Here is a 20,133-nt window from a genome sequence, read left to right on the forward strand (position 1 = left end):
CCTATTCTAAACGCCTTTTTTGGGCGATGAGGGCTGCCAGAGCATCTTCTGCCTCTAGCAAATTCCCTTGTTTACTGTGTTCACGAACAGCACGCTGGTGCTGGGCAAGTTCTTGCTGGCTCAAATAATGTTGCCGCCAGTAGAGCAACTCTTCAATCTCACCCTCGGGCATGACCTCTGGAAAATGTTCTGCTTGAACATCATAATAGGCCTGTCGACTGTCATCAGAAAGCTCAGACAGCATCTGGGAGTCAATCACCTCCTCAGCCAACAAGTTCTCATATAAGGTTTGAAGAGCGGGTGTTACAAAGGCAAAATCCTCGTTATACCTGAACTCTTGCAAGAGATGATGCTGAGTCGATAAGCGATAAAACAGCTGTTGCTCAGCCCTGACTAGCCCTCCTTTTTGCGAAGAAGTTTGAGGAAGTTGCTGCCAGCTAGCAGGCAAGGGCTTAGCAGGTGACCGATTAGGCTCAGGTTGCTGTAGGCGCTGCTGATTGACAGCTTGCTCAACCATAAAATAATCAAAGTCAGGCAGCAAATCCGCCACTAATTGGCAGTAACTAGACTGAGCTATGATTGACGACTCACGAGCAATGAGCTGTGCCATCTGCTCCACATAAGCAATCTGGGCTTGAAGATTGTCTAGATTATCTGGCAACCAATAGTGAGCATAGAACTCTACTTGACTGATTCGGGATTGGGTCAGAAAACGGGCCAATTCTTCTTCAGAATGCTTTTGTAAAAAATCATCAGGGTCCAGCTGTTCAGGCAGTCGAACAATTTCTGTTGTCAGATTGGTTAACAGAGTTAAGGACTTGTCGATAGCAGCTTGCCCAGCCTGATCGCCATCATAGGCTAAAATGACTTTCTTGATATAAGGCTTTAGGTGCGCAATATGTTCTGGTGTCAAAGCTGTTCCCATGGTCGCTACAGCGTTTGTGACCCCAGCCCGATAAGCAGCGATAACATCCATGAACCCTTCCATCAGATAGAGTTCACCTGTTTTTTTCGCCACGCTTTTAGCCTTATCTAAGTGGTAGAGTTCATAGGATTTATTAAAAATGGGCGTTGAACGCGTATTTTTATACTTAGCCTGCTGATTCGCTCTGCCATTGTCCCGCCAAATCCGCCCTGAAAATCCAATAGGTCGACCACTATCATCAAGCAGAGGGAACATAATCCGATCACGAAAAGCATCAAAAGCACGATCCTCACTCCAGTTAAATAGCCCTGAATCACTCAATGTTTTTTCATCATGCTTTTTGGATAGGTTTTGATAAAGGTAGTCAGACTCATCTGGCGCAAGACCGATGCCAAAATACGTCAGCAACTCATCTGTCAAGCCTCGCTTAGCAAGGTAAGCTTTGGCGGCTGCTCCTTGCGTGGTTGTCATCAGAACCGCCTGATAAAATTTAGCGGCATCGCGATTGATGTCATAGAGCTGTTGATGAGGGTGCTGTGATTGCTGCTGAGGTAACGACTGCTGCCTGACTAAAGGAATCCCAGCCCGTTCCGCCAAAATGTGAGCTGCTTCGGTAAAACTAACTTGCCGATACTCTTCCAAGAATTTGAAGACATCGCCTGACTTGCCACAACCAAAACAGTGATAAAACTGCTTATCCTCCAAAACGTTGAAAGAGGGCGTCTTTTCTTTGTGAAATGGGCAGAGCCCCAAAAATTGTCTCCCCTGTTTAACAAGCGGTGTCACCTCGTTAATCACATCAACAATGTTAACACTAGCCTTGATATCCGCAATTTTTTCCTTGGTTAACAGGTGAACCACCTCCTCCAACAGCTGTTGATGTTTTATATTCCATTATACCACAAGGAGAGGTTTTGGTAAACGAACAAACGGTGACGATGAAAAACAGGACAAAATGCCCTGTATCATCCATCAGTCTTCAAACCCTTGAGGGTGTTTGCTCTGCCATCTCCAGGCGTCATCACACATCTGCTTGATGCCAAGCGTCGCTGTCCATCCTAGCTCACGACTGGCCTTATCGACCTTGGCATAGCAAGTTGCAATGTCCCCAGGACGTCTTGCCACAATCTGATAAGGAATGTCGCGACCCACCGTTTCTGACATCTGTTGAATAATCTCTAGAACTGAATAGCCCTGACCTGTCCCAAGGTTGTAAATCGATAGCCCGGTCTCGGGTGCTAGGCGCTTCAAAGCAGCAACGTGTCCCTTAGCTAAATCCACCACATGAATATAATCTCGGACACCAGTGCCATCAACGGTATCATAATCATCCCCAAAGACACTGACTTGCTTCAGTTTTCCAACAGCCACTTGGGTAACATAAGGCAGGAGATTGTTTGGAATCCCACGTGGATCTTCTCCCAAATCACCGGATACATGCGCTCCAATCGGGTTAAAATAGCGGAGCAACACGATGTTCCAACTCTTGTCAGAATGGTAGAGATCCGTTAGAATCTCTTCCAACATCAGCTTTGTTCGACCATAAGGATTAGTCGCTGACAAGGGAAATTCTTCCGTAATTGGAACGGTATGAGGGTTACCATAAACAGTTGCCGATGAGCTGAAAATGATATTTTTGCAGCCATAATCTGCCATCACCTTGAGCAAGTTAACTGTCCCTGAGATGTTGTTATCATAATAGTCCAGCGGAATCTGTGAAGACTCTCCGACAGCTTTTAGACCCGCAAAATGAATCACATGGTCAATCGCTTCTTTTTCAAAAATCTGGCGCAAGAGCTCCGCATCTCGAATATCTCCCTGATAAAAGGTAACCTGCTGTCCTGTCAATTCTTCAACAACAGCTAAACTTTTAACGTTTGAATTACGCAGATTATCCAGCACAATCACTTGATGTCCGCTTTCTAGAAGTTCCACACAGGTATGGGAACCGATATAGCCTGTTCCCCCTGTCACCAAAATCCTTGCCATGCCAACCTCCTTATGTTAACTGATTTTCTTATCTCTAGTATATACAATTATCCCTTGATTTGTCAATCTAAAACCATGCTTCCCTACTTTGGATATCCCAATAAATAATTTAAGTTTTAAGAGGCTACTTTAGCATTTTGCTTTGCGATTTTTTTAAAATTATGGTAAAATGGCAGAGTATAGTAAACAATGAATGAGGTGACACATGGCTTTTGGTGATCAAGGTCCACGTAAAAAAACATGGTTCGAACGCTTGACGCTCTTCGTCGTTCTTTTGATGGTTCTAGTAACCATTGGGAGCTTGATTTTGAGCGCTTATTCAGCCATCCGTTAAAACGCTACCCAGCGTTTTTTCATTGGTGCGGACAATAGCAGAGCAGCAACAGCTCAAGAAAGTTGTCGGCTCGACATGCTAAAGACCAGATTGGCTTAACAAGATTAGTTAAGTCATCGAGTGAAGCAAAACTCAGACTTGCTGTACTTGTCCGACCAGACTTCAACTAAAGAAAGAATAACTAAACTATGAGTATGTTTTTAGATACTGCCAAAATCAGCGTTAAAGCTGGACGTGGTGGTGATGGAATGGTGGCTTTTCGCCGTGAGAAATACGTGCCAGATGGCGGTCCTTGGGGCGGTGATGGCGGTCGTGGGGGCGATGTGATTTTCATCGTTGATGAAGGCTTGCGGACCCTGATGGATTTTCGTTACAACCGCAAATTTAAGGCGCCATCCGGCGAAAAAGGCATGACTAAGGGCATGCACGGCAAGGGCGCTAAGGATCTCTATGTGCGTGTTCCTCAAGGAACGACCATCAAGGACGCAGTGACTGGCAAGGTCATCACCGATCTGGTCGAGCACGGTCAGGAATTTATCGTCGCCAAAGGCGGTCGCGGAGGGCGTGGTAACATTCGTTTTGCAACACCACGCAACCCTGCACCAGAGATTGCTGAGAATGGTGAGCCTGGTGAAGAGCGAGACCTCGAGCTGGAATTGAAGATTTTGGCTGATGTTGGTCTGGTTGGTTTCCCGTCCGTCGGCAAATCAACCCTGCTCAGTGTGGTTTCTGCAGCTAAGCCTAAAATTGGGGCTTATCACTTTACCACCATCGTGCCTAACCTTGGCATGGTCAGAACCAAGTCTGGCGATAGCTTTGCCATGGCTGACCTACCAGGTCTGATTGAAGGTGCTAGTCAGGGTGTGGGCTTGGGTACTCAGTTTCTCCGTCACATCGAGCGGACACGCGTCATTCTTCATGTGATTGACATGTCTGCTAGTGAGGGGCGAGATCCCTATGAGGACTACGTCGCCATCAACAAGGAGCTAGAGACCTACAACCTGCGCCTCATGGAGCGACCTCAGATTATTGTGGCCAACAAGATGGATATGCCAGAGGCTGAGGACAATCTGGCTCTCTTCAAGGAGCAACTCGCTGCCAACTACGATGAATTTGATGAGTTACCACAGATTTTTCCAATTTCAGGGATTGCTCATCAGGGGTTGGATGCTCTTTTAGAGGCAACCGCTGACTTATTGGCCAAGACAGACGAGTTTCTCCTTTACAACGAGGACGAGATGTTGGATGAGGAAGCCTACTACGGCTTCACCGAAGATCAGAGACCATTTGACATCAGCCGTGACGACGATGCGGCTTGGGTGCTGTCTGGTGAAAAACTGGAACGCCTCTTTGTCATGACCAACATGGAACGCGACGAATCCATCATGAAATTTGCCCGCCAGTTGCGTGGTATGGGAGTCGATGAAGCCCTCCGAGAACGCGGTGCCAAAGACGGTGATACCGTCCGCATCGGCAACTTTGAGTTCGAGTTTGTGGATTAGTGAAAGAGTCCAGTGGACTCTTTCAGCTACTCGCCCTAAAATGAAAAAGCGAGTAGGGCTTCGGGTGACCTTATCAACCCGAGCCTAAAAATTGGAGAGCGAGCCTAGAAGCGACAAAATAAACAAAGGCTGTAACAACCTAATCAAGCGCGTTGCCTAAAAAACAAGAGCAATGAGAGATTTGTTTGCAAAAAAGGCTCCTTTGACTGATGCTATGGCAAATATATTGGCTGAAATTCTCGCTCATCGTCTCGTTTTTCATTGAGTAAATGGCAAAATAACTTGTGCTAAAATCTTATCAAGGGAGGGTCAAGCATGGGCGATAAACCGATATCTTTTAAGGACAAGAATGGTAATTTTGTGTCAGCTGCTGATGTTTGGACAGCTGAAAAATTAGAGGAGCTGTTCAACACGCTCAACCCCAACCGTAAACTGCGTTTGGAGCGCGAGCGATTGAAACAAGATAATACCTAAGCAAACGGTTGGACTTCCCAACCGTTTTAATGATGTTCCAAATCTAATAGTTGCCAGTCCAGAGCGTTTAGCAAAGCTCTATCGTGCGTCACGACAATAATGGCACCCGGATAAGCTTGTATGAGTCTTCTAAACTCTTCTTGAGATGTCGGAGACAAATGCCGAGTCGGTTCATCTAGCAAAATAATCTGGTTTTTCTCTAAGACCATTTTTGCAAGACAAAGTTTGGCCTTTTGTCCGCCCGAAAGCTCACCGACAGCATGCTGAATTTCCTGTCTCGTGAACTGGAGGCTAGCCAGCAGGCTTCTAGCCGCTTCTTCGCTCACTCGCTCTGTCAATACCTCTAAAGCGGACGTCTGTTCTGGCAAGATTTGATGGTAGTCCTGCGGCATATAGCCCACTGAAAGATGTTCTCGCTCAATCAGTTCATCTCTAATAGTCATCAGTAATCTTGTCTTACCGACACCATTTTTTCCGATAATAGCAAGCCTATCCTGCCCTCGTAAGCTCAAACTAAGGCATTGCCCTGTCAATAAAGGCTTGTGTTCCCAGAACAAGAGTTTTTTTTGTTTTGGAAGAGGGGTAACGTCAGAAAAGAAAAGGTTAATGCTATCCGTGTCCTCAGGAAAATCTATAAATTCTTGACTTTCTCGGTCAAATCGCTTCGCCTGAGATTTCAACGACTTCATCTTCTTAGCTAAAAGACGCCCAGCGACATCATTTTTAGTCTGACGCAGCTGATGCTCAACACGTTGTTGCAGTTGTTGGTTTTTCATGAGGCGTTTGGCAGACTCATCTCGCTGTTTGGTGGCAACCTGAAGCTGTTTTGTCAGGGCTTCGCTACGCTCTTTTTTATAGTTATCATAGGTCCCCTTATAAAGTGTCCAGCGAGCCTCACGGCGTTTTTTTACTAATTCTAAATGAAGAATGTGACTGGCTGCTCTGGCTAATAATTCTTCATCATGAGAGATAAAGATAACTGTCTTATCTGTTTGTCGAATAAAATCTTCTAACCAAATCAAGGTTGCCAAGTCCAAGTCTCCACTTGGTTCATCAAGCACCAACAGATCAGGATTCCCAACTAATATCTTGAGAAGTTGTAACTTGATTTTTTCACCGCCAGATAAGCTAGACAGGCTCTCCTGCTTTTCCTCGAAACGCTCTATCGGTAAATCAAAACGTTCCACATACTTCCAAAAAAGAGCAAAATCAAATTGTTCAATAGCCATATCGGCATAAATAAAATCTGTCACTGTCTGGTTTAGCAACTGTTCAGGCAACCTCTGCGGAAGATAGCCGATACGGTTAAAGTGACTGCTGATATGCCCTGTCACATCAGCATAAGACTCAGTGAGATGAGAGGCAAGTATTGCTTGAATTAAGGTTGATTTACCCGTCCCCTCCTCACCGATAATAGCTAGTTTGTCACCAGGATTGACAACTAAGGATAGGTTTTCAACAATAACTTGTAAATCTTTTTTATGGGTAATAGTAACATCTTTCAGTTGTAACATCGTTCCTCCTTTGGTGTGTCTCAACATAAAATTCCCTACTTATCCAGTAGGGAATACGTCAAAAATCATGCCAAAAGAGGCACTCTATGGACGCACAAACAAGCCTGGTCAAACTAGGAAAACCTACCAGATAACACTTATCAGTAGACTTACTTGTTCACGTCCTCTTACCTCCGTCTAGTATTAACAATAGTCTAGCAGATTAAATAAGTCCTGTCAAACAAAATCCTGTCTTGAAAATAATCTCCCCTATTTTACCACAAGCTGAATCGTTGACTGTCGCTTGCCATCAGGTTAGCTGTCCTAATAAGCAATATTCCTCACATAGCATACTCTTCTTTTTGACTCAAGCAGAAAAAACAGCATTCATGATACCTGTCCATTCATCCGTTTTAATAGTTCTTTTCGACCCTGTGTTCTCTCAGTAGTTTAACTTTTATTAGCTAAACAAGCCTTTTTTAGTGTATAATAGGTTTAATCATTATAAGGAGGCTAGGAGATGTCCATTTTATGACCATTTTTTCTCAACTTCCCCATTCAGTCTTACAATTATTTGCCATTTTTTTATCAATCATTATTGAAGCACTGCCATTTGTCTTTTTAGGCGCTATTTTGTCTGGTTTTATCGATGTCTTTGTCACCCCTGACCGTCTTCAATCTTGGTTGCCAAAAAACAAAGTGCTTAGCATTATCTTTGGTACCTTTATCGGTTTTGTTTTTCCATCGTGTGAGTGTGGTATTGTGCCGATTGTTGGTCGTTTTCTCAAAAAAAAGGTCCCTAGTTACACTGCTATTCCCTTTATGACGACAGCTCCTGTTATTAACCCCATCGTCTTATTTGCAACGTACTCGGCTTTCGGGCATTCTTTTAGGATTATGTTCTTGCGTTTCTTGGGCTCAAGTCTGGTTGCTATTGTTTTGGGGCTTTTACTTGGCTTTGTTCTTGAACCTGATATTCTAGACAAGCAAGCAGAAATCCCCCACCTACACCACTATAGTCAGCTAAGTGTCGCACAAAAAGTATTTGCCGCACTGGCACATGCTATTGACGAGATTTTCGATGTCGGTCGTTACTTGGTTTTTGGAGCCTTATTGGCCGCAAGCATGCAAATCTATATCCCTACTCGGTTATTCTTTGCTATTGATAATCATCCGCTGATAGCGATTCTCTTGATGATGCTGCTAGCTTTTGTCATGTCGCTCTGTTCAGAAGCAGATGCCTTTATTGGGGCTTCCTTGATGTCAAATTTTGGACTTCCTCCTGTTATTGCATTTTTACTTTTTGGACCAATCATCGATATAAAAAATCTCTTACTCATGTTTCGGGTCTTCAAAAAGCGCTTCATTGGGCAATTTATCGGTGTTGCTGGGGGAGTTGTCTTAATCTACTGTCTTATCTTGGAGGTCATTGGATGAAACGTTTTATTATTCTAGCAGGTTACTGTGAGTTGGGGATGTACCTTTACTGGACTGGTAAACTGGATCAATACATCAATACCCGCTACACTTATCTCGCCTTTTTGTCAATGGGAATTTCCTTCATTTTAGCTGTGGTGCAACTCATAATATGGGTTAAACAGTTAGATAAGCATCAGCATAAACAGCTGGGCTGGGGAAGTCTGCTGACTTTAGCTATTCCTTTACTTATTGGTTTTTTCATTCCAACAGTCACTCTTGATGCCACTACCGTCGCTAGCAAAGGCTATCAGTTCCCCTTGGCGGCAGAAGTTGATGCGGATAGCCAATTGCAAAGCGCTGATGGTACAGATATTCAGTATTTAAAGCCAGATACTAGCTTATTTTTTACAAAAAAGAATTACGAGCTCCAGATGGCAAAGAGCCTCTCGCGCTACCAGCAGAGAAACCATATTACGATTACCAATGACAATTACATGGAAGTCATGGAGCTAATTTACCTTTTCCCAGATCACTTTATGGGGAAAACAATCAGTTACTCAGGTTTTGTCTACAAGGACCCCGAAGCCGAAGGGCAGCAGTATCTCTTTCGGTTTGGCATTATTCACTGCATCGCTGATTCGGGTGTTTATGGTCTCTTGACAAAAGGCAATGAAATGAGTTATGATGATAATACTTGGATACAAGTGAGTGGTCAGCTAACTAAAGCTTACAATCAAAGCTTAGATTTTTACCTGCCCGCCTTAGATATCACAGAAAGCTCTGCCATATCACCACCAGAAAATCCTTATGTTTACCGACAGTTTTACTAGATTAAAGGAGAAATGATGTTTAATAATCCATACAAAACCATGATTTATGTAGCAGATGTTGAAGCCGAAAAAAATTTTTGGAGTAAGATGGGATTTATCATTGTCAAAGAAGATATCATCTTAGAGTTTCCGACATTTGAAATGAAAATCTCACCGGATAGCCAAACTAGTTTTGTGGTCTATTCTACAGCTTTCATTGAACAGTATTCGCCAGAGTTGCTTGGTAATCAGCCTAATTTGCTCTTTTTCACTCATAACATCGAGATGGTTTACCAACTTGTCAAAACGGTCAGTCCAGCGGTGAGTGACTTAAACGAACTACCTTATAAAAACTTTAGTTTCGAGTCACCAAACAGGCAATTTTATACTGTTCGCGAAGAAGAAAGCTATTAAATTTTTCTATTTACCAATAAACAAGGCAACTATTGTGTTGTAAAAAGTTACTATCTAATATCAAAAATCAGGGAAATAATATTTCTCTGATTTTTATTTATTTTACCCTTCAAATCCTTCTGCGACTGCTTCTGGAAATTCAGCTTCGATGATAGCGGCACAGTGGTCACAGATGGTGGCACCGTAGGCACGCTCTTTGGTCGTTTCATCAATGCGGCGGCAACGCTGACAGACCTCACCTGCAGCACGCTCGACACTAAAGTTGTTTTCAGTAGCTTCTACAAGGGTTAGCTTGGAGACGATAAGAAGCTGGGCTAGATCACAGTTGAGGGCTTCCAGCGCTGCTTTTTCACTGGCTGTCACTTGAGCCGTAAGGTGGGCTTCTAGCGATTTACCGATGATTTTCTCATTGCGGGCTTCTTCCAAGGCTTTTTGGGCTCTGGTGCGGAAGTCCATAAAGTCGGTCCACGCTGCTAAAATAGCGGCGCTATTGTCATATTCAACCGCCTCTGGCAGGTCGGTCAGCTGAACAAAGTCTGCGGTCTCGTGCTCCAGATAAGACCAGATTTCCTCTGCGGTGTGCGGTAAAATTGGGGTCAAGAGCTGGGTCAGCTTCACCAAGATATCGTAGAAGACTGTCTGCATCTGGCGACGCGCTGTGCTATTTTCCGCTTCGATATAGACCACATCCTTGGCAAAATCCAGATAGAAAGCGGACAATTCAACCGTGATGAAGTTGACCACGCTCTTATAGATGGTCATAAAATCATAGCTGTCATAGGCCGCACGGACAGTTGCCACAAGCGCATTAAAGGCTACGGTCATGTACTGGTCAACGCTACGAAGGTCATCAAAGGCGACTGTATCTGTCGCAGGATTGAAATCGCTGGTATTAGCCAGTAGGAAACGCAAGGTATTGCGGATTTTACGGTAGGTTTCAGACACCTGACCGAGGATGTCCATCGATACCCGCACGTCGTTTGAGGTATCAACCGAAGTCACCCAGAGGCGGAGAATCTCAGCCCCGTATTGCTTAGCGACATCGTTTGGCGAGATAATATTGCCCTTGGACTTGGACATTTTCTCGCCCTTACCATCAAGGACAAAACCTTGAGAGAGAATGCTCTTGTACGGCGCATGCCCATTGACAGCGACAGAAGTGATTAGAGACGAGTTGAACCAACCACGGTACTGGTCTGAGCCTTCAAGGTAAAGATCCGCTGGATAGGCAAGGTTGTCACGGGCATTCATCACCCCATTCCAAGAGCTACCAGAGTCAAACCAGACGTCCATGATGTCGGTTTCCTTGGTAAACTCCCCGTTTGGTGAGCCTGGGTGGCTAAAGCCTGCTGGCAGGAGGTCTTTGGCATCACGCTTCCACCAGATAATCGAACCTTCTTTTTCAAAGAGGTCTGCCACGTGGTCAGTGACTTCCTTGCTCAGGATTGGTGAGCCATCTTCGGCGTAGAAAATCGGTAGCGGGACACCCCAAGCTCGTTGACGGGAGATCACCCAATCCCCACGGTCACGGATCATGTTGTAAAGGCGGGTTTTACCCCAACTTGGGTTGAAGGTCGTTTTCTCGATATTATCCAGGATGTCCTGACGGAATTTAGACACAGAAGCAAACCACTGCGGTACTGCCCGCCAGATAATCGGCTTCTTGGTCCGCCAGTCAAATGGGTAAGAGTGGTTGATGACTTCCTTGGCAAGAAGCAAATCACCCAACTTCTCCACAACCGCCGGCACGACCTTGTCATAAAACTGCCCCTCAAAATCAGGACCCGCCAGCTCATTCATCAGCCCACGCTCGTCAACCGTCACATAGACCTCAAGACCGTACTTGACACCGACATTGTAGTCATCCTCACCAAAGCTCGGTGCCGTATGGACGACACCTGTACCAGACTCGGTCGTCACATGGTCACCCAGAATCACCAGCTCATCCACTTGGGCATCCCACGGGTGCTCGGTCACGATATACTCCAGCTCTGCTCCCTTATGCTGTTGTATAATAGCAAAGCTGTCCCAGCCAAACTTGTCTGCCAGTTTGTCAACCAAGGCTTCAGCAAGGAGGTACTTTTTAGAAGAAGCTTCTGGCTGTACCACCACATAGTCCATGTCCGGTCCGACAGTCAAGCCACGAGAGGCTGTGATGGTAAATGGGGTCGTTGTCCAGACCACGATGTAGGTATCTGTATCCAGCACGCCTTTGCCGTCCTTGACCTTATTGGCATAATAGAGCGAGGTCGAGTCGAGGTCGTGGTATTCAATCTCTGCCTCTGCCAGAGCAGACTCAGATGACCATGACCAGTAGACAGGCTTAGCACCACGGTAAATATAGCCCTTGTCCGCCATCGCACCAAAGACACGGAGCTGAGTGGCTTCAAAGTCTGGTGTCAAAGTGATATAAGGATTGTCCCAGTCTGCAGATACGCCCAGACGCTTGAAATCCTCTCGTTGTTTGTCCACCTGCGACAGGGCATAGTCACGACACATTTCGAGATAAGTAGCAAGATCTGACTCCTTGCGTTTAACGCCTTGTTTGGACAAGACCTGCTCAATCGGCAGACCATGCGTGTCCCAACCTGGAACATACGGAGCAGAAAAACCTGACATGGACTTGCTACGAACGATGATGTCCTTGGAAATCTTATTGAGAGCATGGCCAACGTGGATATTCCCGTTAGCATAGGGAGGACCATCATGGAGATGGAAGGCAGGTTTTCCTGCATTTAACTCCTGACGGCGTTGGTAGATCTTGGCTTCTTCCCAAGCTTTTTGCCATTCAGGCTCTTTTGTCGGCAACCCAGCCCGCATAGGAAAGGCTGTTTGACCGAGGTTAAGGGTTTCTTTTAATTTCATAATGTTCTCACTTTCTGTTGCTTTACACGATTGTCGATGAGCCCTAAAGGGCAATCCGACTAGGAGATAGTTTGGTTGTGGTCAGCTATATCAGTGGTTTAGCCTTGGTAGGCAAGCCTCTCAATACTTCTTAACTCACGAATGAAGTCTGAAATTTAGCATTCTCAGAAACAGACTTCCAGACTAGTTTACTTACCATCTCGGACTACTTTAGAAACTATCAAAAAGAAAAAAAGCCCTCATCTCAAAGGACGAAAGCTCGTGGTACCACCTTTTTTCAGACAGGTCAAAAGACTCTATCCCTTATGTAGCTAGTAAGGTTAGCCAAACCTTCTGACCTACTCACATTCAGTCAAAATGCTATAAAATGATGAACCAATCATCAGTGATGGCAGGGCTCGCACCGTCCCCTGCTCGCTTGGCATATCATGATTGGTTCGTGTTTTTATGTCGCTTAAATATTCAGTTTGAAGGTTTGAGTGTCACCAGAGACAGTTCCATCAGGAACTGGTCCTTGCTGTTCTAACTGAGCGTTAGCTTCTGCAATACGGCGCTGTAGCTCTGCCATTTCTTCTGGAGAAAACTGGCGTGTCGCATCAATGGAGGCAGTGTCATCTATTTCAGGGATATGCTCACCAAGTACTTTTTCTACCACTTCCTTGAAGGCTGCATCAGAGTTTTGCAGATAAACCACTGTCGGTTGCAACAGCTCCTGCCACTCAGGAGCATTGACCAGTCCCAGCTGTGCTTCTACTGTAGCTTGTAGACGTTGATGGAAAATGCGCGTCTGGCGTTTTAGATCTTCTGTCTCAACAGCCACTCGCTTGGCGTCATCTGAAGCATCTCTAAGCAGTTGGTTCGCTTTTACTTTAGCTTCTTCAATCAGCTGCTTGGCATCATGAGTAGCTTTGTTCAGGATGTTATCCGCTTCTGTACGCGCAGACAATTTTACCTTTTCAGATGTTTCTTGGGCCAGTATAACCGACTGGGTCAGAGATTCTTTCATATCCCCAAAGTAGGCTAATTTTTCTTCCAAATCACGGATACGCTGTTCCTGCTCCCGATTAAGGCGAACTAGGGTTTCATAATCATCGATGACAATGTCTAAAAATTCATTGACCTCATCTCGATGATAACCGCGAAATTCATTTCGAAATGTTTTATCTTTAATATCAAGTGCTGTTAACACATGTCCCTCCTTAACTGTTTACTATTTTGGCAATCATGACTTTATGTTTACCACTTTTGCTGATACCAATATGCTCTGTCAAGTGATAGCGACCAGAACCACGAATACTCAATAAATCTCCAATAGCAATCTCTTGCGTGACTTTTAAGCTCTCCCGATGATTAACCTTAACTTTACCACTGGTAATCATCACCTGCGCTTGTTGACGGGACTGACCAGTCAAGAGAGCCACCAGTTTATCCAAGCGCAAACTAGAAACTAGATAAAGAGTTGTTGCAGTTTTTTCTTCAGACCTTATCAGCTGTTCAAAGTCAATTTGGCGTAATTGCACACCTGTTCTTGCCATCTTTCTTATCTCTCGAACAGCATAATCAGCCATCTGCTGGTCTAGGACAACTTGAGCATAACCCTTTGCAACGATGATGTCGCCAATCACCTGACGCTTCAATCCTAAACCGTTTAGCAGAGAGCCCAGTATTTGGGAATGGCTGAGCTGGGCAAATTTGCCATGATAGGAAATCTCGACTAGAGCCATCTCAAAATCCGTCAACTCCAACTGGTAATAATCCGGCGCTAAAATAAAGCGTGCCTGCTCCAGAGGATAATAGTCCTGGCTAGAATAATACCTGACCCCAGCTTGTCTTAAAATACTGTGAGCAATCTCTTGCTGTCTAGGGTCAAGAAACCCCGTTAGCTGATGACAGTAATAGGTCTCTAAGCGATCGACTAAGTCCAGTATCTTCTCGACAGTCTCATATTCGCTAGGATTAAAATGTTGATAAAGTTGCTTTGCCATTTAATATAAAAACGAAGATAAGAAACTAGAGGCAAGCTCAATCAACAATAGGGCAAGAAAAACGGTAAAGTCTAATCCACCAAACTGCAAGTTGAACCGACGAAGCGGTGCTAAAACCGGATCGACAAGAAAGCGAACAAAACGTCCCACTGCGCTGTCATACAAGCTTGGAAGCCATGATAAAAGTGCATACGCAATGAATAATTTAGAGTAAAGAGACAAGGTCAAGAGTAGAAATCGAATCACTAGCCCCATCGTTATCGCCTCTTCATGTCGTAATCGTAGTTAACTTCTTGTATCCCTTGATGTGATGATAGAACATTTTCCATGGTAACAACAACATTTTCAGGAGTGAGCAAAAACATGGTTGCCCCAACCCTCTGCAAGGTACCATTAGCAACGACACAAGCACCTGTCAAGAAGTCAATACAACGACGCGCTTGCGCATCGTCCTGCATATACTCAAAATCAACAAGCAGACATTGCCCCTGTGTGAAGGCATCTGCAATCGCAGATGCATCTTCATAGCGCAAGGGGTGCTTGATAGCGATTTGAGTTTGACCTGGCTTAATCGTCTGTTCTTTTGGACGAGTAATCGGCTGGCTCGGTTTACTTGTAGGTGCCTGTGGTCGCTCTGGTAAGCGAGGACCTACTAGTCGCTCTCTACCTTCACGTCCAGCATCGTCAACTGAACGAGAATTTGCTGATGCTGATGGATACTGACGAGTCGGCTTTGTCGTTGGTGCTTTCGGGCGATTTGAACTCACGTTTTCTTGTTTTTCTGGCAAATTAACCTCCTGCCTTGGTTGAATATCAGGTTCCACTACATCAACATCTGTTTCAGTGTCACTGACATCATCGGTATCAAAATAAGAGATAATTTTGCTAAATCTATCGCGAAATGCCATAGGTTTCTCCTTTACTCAAAGAATAAAGAGCCAATACGGACAAAACTAGCACCTTCTTGAATAGCGATGGCAAAATCACCACTCATTCCCATGCTTAATTCAGTCAATGGCATATTCTTTAATTGTTTGTCTTGTAATTGGTCTCTCAGCTGTCGTGTCGCTGCAAAAATCTGATGGAGTTGGTTAGGGCTGGCTTCAAAAGGCGCCATGGTCATCAAACCAACAACCTCAATTTTATCCAGCTCTGCGATTGTCGGCAAGGACTCTAAAACCTCCTGAGGCGTAAAACCGTGCTTACTCTCTTCACCTGAGATATTAACCTGAAGAAAGCATTTCACCACTTTCGAGGCCCGCTTTTGAATCTCTTGAGCCAAGGTTAGGCTATCAAGGGCATGAAAATAATCAATGTAATCAATCACATCTTTAACTTTACGACGTTGAAGACTACCGATAAAATGCCATGTGAGGTCTGGATGATGTATCTGCTGGTATTTATCAAGAAACTTATCAACACGATTTTCACCCAAATGGCGAACGCCCGTGTTGATAAGATCTTGTGTGGTTTCTACATCCATATACTTGCTCACAGCCACGACTGTGACGTGATCAGCTCGTTCAGCTCGCTCCATAGCGGAGCGGACAGCTCGATTGACCTGTTCCGTTTGTAGCCGTGTCATGTTTAGCGATTTCTGAAGAATGGTGGAGTCTCTAGCTCGTCATCCCCATCAAAGCGGTCTGAAAAAGTTGAAACAGACAATTGACTGTCCAATTGACCTTCTTTTGGACGAGCGATATTGTCACGCTTCAAGTCCCAGTTACCAAAAGGTGATTCTTCTGGAGTGTGCTGCCCTTGTTGTCTTGATGAGCTAAAGGTTTCTGTTGTTTCACGATTAGTAGGCAAATCAAAAGTTGAACGTTCTGTACGATTAACTTGTTCACCTGTGTAGTTGGCACCTGGTTGTTGAGCTACAGGACGAGCTCCAAATGTCCGTGGTCCACGATTAAAACCCGCCACTTGGTTCACCTTGTCTTTGCGAACACCTGTCGCTACAACAGTCACACGGATTTCATCGCGCATGCTCTCATCAATCGACGTGCCCAACCAGATGTTTACACCGTTGCCAGCTGCTTGACCAACGATTTCAGAAGCTTCTTCTGCTTCTGTCAAGGTCATGTCAAGACCACCGGTCACGTTGACGATAACATCCTCTGAACCATCAATTGTTGTCTCAAGAAGCGGAGAGTAAATTGCCTTGCGAGCTGCCTCGACAATGCGCTCTTCCCCAGTACCGATACCGATACCCATGAGGGCATTCCCTTTATTTGCCATGACTGTTTTAACGTCGGCAAAGTCAAGGTTAATGAGGCCTGGACTGGTAATGAGGTCAGTGATCCCTTGCACACCTTGGCGAAGAACATTGTCTGCTTCACTAAGCGCTTCTAAGAGCGGTGTCTTCTTGTCCACGATTTCAAGCAAGTTATTGTTTGAAATAATCAACAAAGTGTCAACTTGTTCACGCAGTTCTTCAATCCCTTGAATGGCAAAGGTGCTCCGCTTGTTGCCCTCAAATCCAAAGGGACGTGTCACAACCGCAACAGTCAAAGCTCCCAAGCTCTTTGCAATACGTGCGATAACTGGTGCAGCACCTGTACCTGAGCCACCGCCCATGCCAGCTGTGATAAAGACCATATCTGCACCTGCAAGGGCATCTGTCAAAACTTCTTCACTTTCTTCAGCCGCTTTGCGACCTACTTCAGGCTGACCGCCTGCACCCAAACCACGGGTCAATTTTGGCCCAAGTTGAATAACCGTTTCAGCCTTAGACGAGCTGAGTGCTTGAATATCAGTATTCGCTGCAATAAACTCCACGCCTGCTACACCTTCATCAATCATACGGTTGATGGCATTGCCACCGCCACCACCAACACCGATAACTTTAATCACTGCACCTTGAACAGATGCCGCATCAAATGAAAATACCATAATTCACCTCGTTTACTGCTTTTAATCAAATAGATGGAGATTGTCAAAAAGTCCTCTGAAACGGTCCCCTAGTTTTTTCTTAGGTGCCGCCGTTTCTTCCGTTGCTGAATAGTCAGACTGTGCACTGTCTTGTTCGGCAACAGCAGGCTCTATCGGCAAGATTTTGCTTGCTAAACGTTCCACTGTTGAGGGTGAAGTCGTCACCTCAATTGGTTTACGTCTCAGCAACTCTTCACCTGATACGGCCGCCTGAGCAATGATATCAACATCACTCATCTGACCAACTGTCTCAACCAAGCTGATAACCGTTGAAAATATCGGATTGCGAACACCAACCTGATGTGGGATATGAAGCTTCACAGGAACACCGAAAATTTGTTGAGCTAAGTCAGACACACCTGGTAAAATAGCACCACCGCCTGTCACAACTATCCCACCAGGCATGTCAAGTAAACGCGCCTGATTAAGCGTCTGATAAACGCGGTCTAAAATATGACGAATGCGGGCAACAATAATCTCAGCCAAATAGTGTTCTGTGACCTCAAGCGGTTGTGATGAACCGACAACATCAACCTGTACAACATCTGTTTGACTAGCCGTTTCTAAATCAGCACTGCCAAAGTTAAATTTCAAGGTTTCAGCTGTCTGAATAGACGTTTTCAGAACTTTGGAAATATCCTTTGTCACATAGTCGCCTCCCTCATGGAAGACTTCATTATGCTGCAATTGTTGATTTTTTATGACAGAAATGGTTGTCTGTCCAGCCCCCATATCGATAACAGTTGCACCGAATTCGCGTTCGCCTTCGTTCAAAATCGCACCGGTCAAGGCTAAAGAAGAAATTACCGTGTGTTCAAGTTTCAGACCAGCACGTTCGATGGCCTTGCGTAGGTTATGAAGAACTGTTGACGGTCCTGTGTAAAGTGTCCCTCTCATCTCAAGACGAATTCCCATCATCCCACGAGGGTCACGAATCCCTTTGAAACCATCAATCGTAAACTCCTCTGGAATCAATGAGATAACCTCACGTTCAGGGGCGACATTTTTCATTAAAGCAGATTTGATAACATTCTCAACATCTTCATCTCTGATTTCTTTGCTGCTACCTGCGATGGGAATCATGCCCTGCGTTGGCTCCATCTGAATCTGTTGAGCAGGAAGGGCAACACTGACCTTATCAATCGATACGCCTGCTTTTTCTTCAGCTTGCTCAATCGCCTCACGCACGCTTGCTGCTGCTGCTTCAATATCAATCACGATACCATCTTTAACACCTGCACTTGGAACATTACTAGCCCCAATCACATTCATCTGACCATTAACGAACTCTGCAACGAGTACCTTAATCGAGCTGGTTCCTATATCTAATCCTGTAAAAAAGCCATTTCTAGCCATTAACTCGACCTCTCCGTTTCAACACTTTAATAAAAGACTTTATTTATATAGTCTTATTCTAGCTTATTATACCACAAAAAAACACAAAATGTCATCATTTTGTGTCAGTCTTTCGGAAAAAAAGCCCTTGTCATGAATTTTTAATATTAGAGCTTGGCCAGACCTGCTAAAACCATCTGGGCAGAACGTTTTCCCGCCTCGATGATAAAGGTATCAAAGCTGATATTGGCCTCATGATCTGCTGTATCACTCATGGCACGCACCACAAGCACTGGTAAATCAAGGCTATGAGCTGCCTGGGCGATAGCAGCCCCTTCCATCTCCACTGCCAAAACCTGCGGAAAATGTGCTTTAATCTCTTGGATGATGGCTGAGCTAGCAATAAAGCTATCTCCTGTCGCAATCAGACCAACCCTGCTCGTCAAATCCTGCTCCGCTATGGCCTCTGAAAAAGCCGACCGCAAACGCTCGTCCGTGTCGAAATAAAGGGGTTGCCCAGACATCTGACCGTAGGCATAACCAAAAGCAGTCAAATCGACATCGTGGTAGACCAGCTGGTCAGCCAAAACAACGTCACCGACCGCAAGACCTTGGGCAACAGCACCGGCTGAGCCAGTATTGATGACGGCAGTCACCCCAAAATGGTCTGCCAAAGCAGCGACTGACATGGCTGACATGACCTTGCCGACGCCAGATTGCACCAGAACGACAGATTGACCAGAGAGGCGACCTGTGTGGTAGGTGCGTCCAAGAACCGTCTCGTCTAAGCGATTATCCAGATGCAACAACAACTCAGCCAGCTCTTGTGGCATGGCTGCAATAATTCCAATGGTCATCATTTTCTCCTATAACTTGAACATGGCGTAAATTAGTGCGAGTATCAGCAAAATCACAACCACAAGCAGGCGATTGAGTTTGGCACGAACAAGTCCTCGCTTGGTGTTTTCAATCCGCCGGCTTTTGTAAATCTGACCAGTTGCCCGATCGGCTGATACCTCTGTGTGCTTGTCCCAGTTCGCTTCTTTTTGCGCCTCTGCAATCATGTCATCGGTCAACAGTGGCTTACCCATGACGACCTCCCTGTGTTAAGGCATAATGCTGAAGAGCAATGATGGTCTTGGCATCGACAATCTGACCAGACCGCACCATCTCCATGCACTCATCATAGGTCAACTCCAAGAGATCAATGGTCTCGTCCGCATCTTTTGGACGGGGATTGTCTACCTTGACCAAATCCGTCGCCAGGTACAGGGTCAGCTTTTCATTGCAAAAGCCGATCGCTGAGTAAAAAGCATAGAGATAGTCCAGCTGACCGGTATAGCCTGTCTCTTCTTCCAGCTCGCGCAGGGCCGCCGCTGCTTCACTACCCGCCTCACCGACTTCCAGCTTACCTGCTGGGATTTCGTAGCTAATGCTCTCTATCGCCTTGCGGTACTGCTTGACGAGGATAATCTTCTCCTCTGGCGTCACCGCAAGCACACAGACTGCTCCCTTATGGAAAATCAGCTCCCGCTTGGCCTGACCCAGCCCGTTTGGCAGCTCGACATCATCAACCGCTACGGTAAAGATATGACCTTCAAAAATGGTCTCCCTATGGAGGGTTTTTTCTTCAAATTCCATGCTGTCTCCTTTTGGTT

General features: G+C 45.3%; 20 protein-coding genes. 6 read left to right on the forward strand and 14 right to left on the reverse strand.

Features of this window, described 5'->3' with window-relative positions; genetic code table 11:
- Position 1 precedes the first annotated feature (1 nt).
- Together dnaG and galE are read right to left on the reverse strand one after the other, a co-directional pair.
- Positions 2–1,786: a DNA primase gene (dnaG, locus tag ACERC7_RS03320; protein WP_373666137.1), complete on the reverse strand. Its 1,785-nt coding sequence runs from the start codon at positions 1,784–1,786 to the stop codon at positions 2–4.
- A 111-nt stretch (positions 1,787–1,897) separates the two neighbouring features.
- Positions 1,898–2,914 carry a UDP-glucose 4-epimerase GalE gene (gene galE / locus ACERC7_RS03325; protein WP_373666138.1) on the reverse strand — a complete coding sequence of 339 codons (1,017 nt, stop codon included), beginning with the start codon at positions 2,912–2,914 and terminating at the stop codon, positions 1,898–1,900.
- 205 nt (positions 2,915–3,119) lie between these two features.
- Here galE and ACERC7_RS03330 point away from each other — a divergent pair, with 205 nt between their 5' ends.
- The 3 genes from ACERC7_RS03330 (at position 3,120) to ACERC7_RS03340 (ending at position 5,224) form a co-directional block, all read left to right on the forward strand.
- Positions 3,120–3,248, forward strand: coding sequence for a DUF4044 domain-containing protein (locus tag ACERC7_RS03330; protein WP_018367432.1), 129 nt, complete (start codon positions 3,120–3,122; stop codon positions 3,246–3,248).
- A 188-nt stretch (positions 3,249–3,436) separates the two neighbouring features.
- Complete coding sequence (gene obgE / locus ACERC7_RS03335; protein WP_373666139.1) at positions 3,437–4,750, forward strand: GTPase ObgE; 1,314 nt, start codon at positions 3,437–3,439, stop codon at positions 4,748–4,750.
- A gap of 315 nt (positions 4,751–5,065) precedes the next feature.
- Complete coding sequence (locus ACERC7_RS03340) at positions 5,066–5,224, forward strand: hypothetical protein (RefSeq protein ID WP_373658756.1); 159 nt, start codon at positions 5,066–5,068, stop codon at positions 5,222–5,224.
- A gap of 26 nt (positions 5,225–5,250) precedes the next feature.
- Here ACERC7_RS03340 and ACERC7_RS03345 read toward each other — a convergent pair whose 3' ends face one another.
- Positions 5,251–6,738: an ATP-binding cassette domain-containing protein gene (locus ACERC7_RS03345; protein ID WP_373658757.1), complete on the reverse strand. Its 1,488-nt coding sequence runs from the start codon at positions 6,736–6,738 to the stop codon at positions 5,251–5,253.
- Positions 6,739–7,248: 510 nt separating this feature from the next.
- On the opposite strand from ACERC7_RS03345, the gene ACERC7_RS03350 reads away from it, so the two are divergent.
- The 3 genes from ACERC7_RS03350 to ACERC7_RS03360 are packed head-to-tail and all read left to right on the forward strand — an operon-like array spanning position 7,249 to position 9,359.
- On the forward strand, positions 7,249–8,154 hold the full coding sequence (locus ACERC7_RS03350; protein WP_373666140.1) for a permease: 906 nt from the start codon (positions 7,249–7,251) through the stop codon (positions 8,152–8,154).
- Positions 8,151–8,966 (forward strand): TIGR03943 family protein, encoded by an 816-nt coding sequence (locus ACERC7_RS03355; protein WP_373666141.1) that lies wholly within the window; start codon positions 8,151–8,153, stop codon positions 8,964–8,966. The genes ACERC7_RS03350 and ACERC7_RS03355 overlap by 4 nt, the downstream gene beginning before the upstream one ends.
- A gap of 15 nt (positions 8,967–8,981) precedes the next feature.
- Positions 8,982–9,359, forward strand: a complete 378-nt coding sequence (locus tag ACERC7_RS03360; RefSeq protein ID WP_373666142.1) for a glyoxalase — start codon at positions 8,982–8,984, stop codon at positions 9,357–9,359.
- 102 nt (positions 9,360–9,461) lie between these two features.
- On the opposite strand, the gene ileS is transcribed toward ACERC7_RS03360, so the two are convergent.
- From ileS to ACERC7_RS03415, 11 genes are all read right to left on the reverse strand, one after another.
- A complete protein-coding gene (ileS, locus tag ACERC7_RS03365; protein WP_373666143.1) occupies positions 9,462–12,224 on the reverse strand; it encodes an isoleucine--tRNA ligase in 2,763 nt (920 codons plus the stop codon).
- 454 nt (positions 12,225–12,678) lie between these two features.
- A complete protein-coding gene (locus ACERC7_RS03370) occupies positions 12,679–13,413 on the reverse strand; it encodes a DivIVA domain-containing protein (protein ID WP_373666144.1) in 735 nt (244 codons plus the stop codon).
- 10 nt (positions 13,414–13,423) lie between these two features.
- Positions 13,424–14,209 (reverse strand): RNA-binding protein, encoded by a 786-nt coding sequence (locus ACERC7_RS03375; protein ID WP_373666145.1) that lies wholly within the window; start codon positions 14,207–14,209, stop codon positions 13,424–13,426.
- The gene (locus ACERC7_RS03380; RefSeq protein ID WP_018367443.1) at positions 14,210–14,464 is read right to left on the reverse strand and encodes a YggT family protein; all 255 of its coding nucleotides are present in this window, start codon (positions 14,462–14,464) and stop codon (positions 14,210–14,212) included.
- A gap of 2 nt (positions 14,465–14,466) precedes the next feature.
- Positions 14,467–15,117 (reverse strand): cell division protein SepF, encoded by a 651-nt coding sequence (locus ACERC7_RS03385; protein WP_373666146.1) that lies wholly within the window; start codon positions 15,115–15,117, stop codon positions 14,467–14,469.
- An 11-nt stretch (positions 15,118–15,128) separates the two neighbouring features.
- Positions 15,129–15,794: a YggS family pyridoxal phosphate-dependent enzyme gene (locus ACERC7_RS03390; protein ID WP_373666147.1), complete on the reverse strand. Its 666-nt coding sequence runs from the start codon at positions 15,792–15,794 to the stop codon at positions 15,129–15,131.
- 2 nt (positions 15,795–15,796) lie between these two features.
- Positions 15,797–17,101, reverse strand: a complete 1,305-nt coding sequence (ftsZ, locus tag ACERC7_RS03395; protein WP_373666148.1) for a cell division protein FtsZ — start codon at positions 17,099–17,101, stop codon at positions 15,797–15,799.
- A 21-nt stretch (positions 17,102–17,122) separates the two neighbouring features.
- On the reverse strand, positions 17,123–18,496 hold the full coding sequence (ftsA, locus tag ACERC7_RS03400) for a cell division protein FtsA (protein WP_373658766.1): 1,374 nt from the start codon (positions 18,494–18,496) through the stop codon (positions 17,123–17,125).
- 146 nt (positions 18,497–18,642) lie between these two features.
- The gene (locus ACERC7_RS03405; protein ID WP_373658767.1) at positions 18,643–19,332 is read right to left on the reverse strand and encodes a 5'-methylthioadenosine/adenosylhomocysteine nucleosidase; all 690 of its coding nucleotides are present in this window, start codon (positions 19,330–19,332) and stop codon (positions 18,643–18,645) included.
- A 9-nt stretch (positions 19,333–19,341) separates the two neighbouring features.
- A complete protein-coding gene (macP, locus tag ACERC7_RS03410) occupies positions 19,342–19,566 on the reverse strand; it encodes a cell wall synthase accessory phosphoprotein MacP (RefSeq protein WP_018367449.1) in 225 nt (74 codons plus the stop codon).
- Positions 19,559–20,116: an NUDIX hydrolase gene (locus tag ACERC7_RS03415; RefSeq protein ID WP_373666149.1), complete on the reverse strand. Its 558-nt coding sequence runs from the start codon at positions 20,114–20,116 to the stop codon at positions 19,559–19,561. Before ACERC7_RS03415 ends, macP begins: the two co-directional genes overlap by 8 nt.
- Positions 20,117–20,133 lie beyond the last annotated feature (17 nt).

It is taken from the genome of Streptococcus sp. E17BB, from assembly GCF_041807725.1.
Lineage (GTDB): Bacteria > Bacillota > Bacilli > Lactobacillales > Streptococcaceae > Streptococcus > Streptococcus entericus.

Bases quoted from the DNA above. Each gene is read 5' to 3' on its own strand.
- ACERC7_RS03350 (WP_373666140.1), top strand. From the start codon at position 7,249: ATGACCATTTTTTCTCAACTTCCCCATTCAGTCTTACAATTATTTGCC.
- ACERC7_RS03330 (WP_018367432.1), top strand. From the start codon at position 3,120: ATGGCTTTTGGTGATCAAGGTCCACGTAAAAAAACATGGTTCGAACGC.
- ftsA (WP_373658766.1), bottom strand. From the start codon at position 18,496: ATGGCTAGAAATGGCTTTTTTACAGGATTAGATATAGGAACCAGCTCG.
- ACERC7_RS03340 (WP_373658756.1), top strand. From the start codon at position 5,066: ATGGGCGATAAACCGATATCTTTTAAGGACAAGAATGGTAATTTTGTG.
- ACERC7_RS03390 (WP_373666147.1), bottom strand. From the start codon at position 15,794: ATGACACGGCTACAAACGGAACAGGTCAATCGAGCTGTCCGCTCCGCT.
- ACERC7_RS03385 (WP_373666146.1), bottom strand. From the start codon at position 15,117: ATGGCATTTCGCGATAGATTTAGCAAAATTATCTCTTATTTTGATACC.
- ACERC7_RS03405 (WP_373658767.1), bottom strand. From the start codon at position 19,332: ATGACCATTGGAATTATTGCAGCCATGCCACAAGAGCTGGCTGAGTTG.
- ftsZ (WP_373666148.1), bottom strand. From the start codon at position 17,101: ATGGTATTTTCATTTGATGCGGCATCTGTTCAAGGTGCAGTGATTAAA.
- galE (WP_373666138.1), bottom strand. From the start codon at position 2,914: ATGGCAAGGATTTTGGTGACAGGGGGAACAGGCTATATCGGTTCCCAT.
- ileS (WP_373666143.1), bottom strand. From the start codon at position 12,224: ATGAAATTAAAAGAAACCCTTAACCTCGGTCAAACAGCCTTTCCTATG.
- ACERC7_RS03345 (WP_373658757.1), bottom strand. From the start codon at position 6,738: ATGTTACAACTGAAAGATGTTACTATTACCCATAAAAAAGATTTACAA.
- ACERC7_RS03360 (WP_373666142.1), top strand. From the start codon at position 8,982: ATGTTTAATAATCCATACAAAACCATGATTTATGTAGCAGATGTTGAA.
- ACERC7_RS03355 (WP_373666141.1), top strand. From the start codon at position 8,151: ATGAAACGTTTTATTATTCTAGCAGGTTACTGTGAGTTGGGGATGTAC.
- macP (WP_018367449.1), bottom strand. From the start codon at position 19,566: ATGGGTAAGCCACTGTTGACCGATGACATGATTGCAGAGGCGCAAAAA.
- ACERC7_RS03380 (WP_018367443.1), bottom strand. From the start codon at position 14,464: ATGGGGCTAGTGATTCGATTTCTACTCTTGACCTTGTCTCTTTACTCT.
- ACERC7_RS03415 (WP_373666149.1), bottom strand. From the start codon at position 20,116: ATGGAATTTGAAGAAAAAACCCTCCATAGGGAGACCATTTTTGAAGGT.
- ACERC7_RS03375 (WP_373666145.1), bottom strand. From the start codon at position 14,209: ATGGCAAAGCAACTTTATCAACATTTTAATCCTAGCGAATATGAGACT.
- obgE (WP_373666139.1), top strand. From the start codon at position 3,437: ATGAGTATGTTTTTAGATACTGCCAAAATCAGCGTTAAAGCTGGACGT.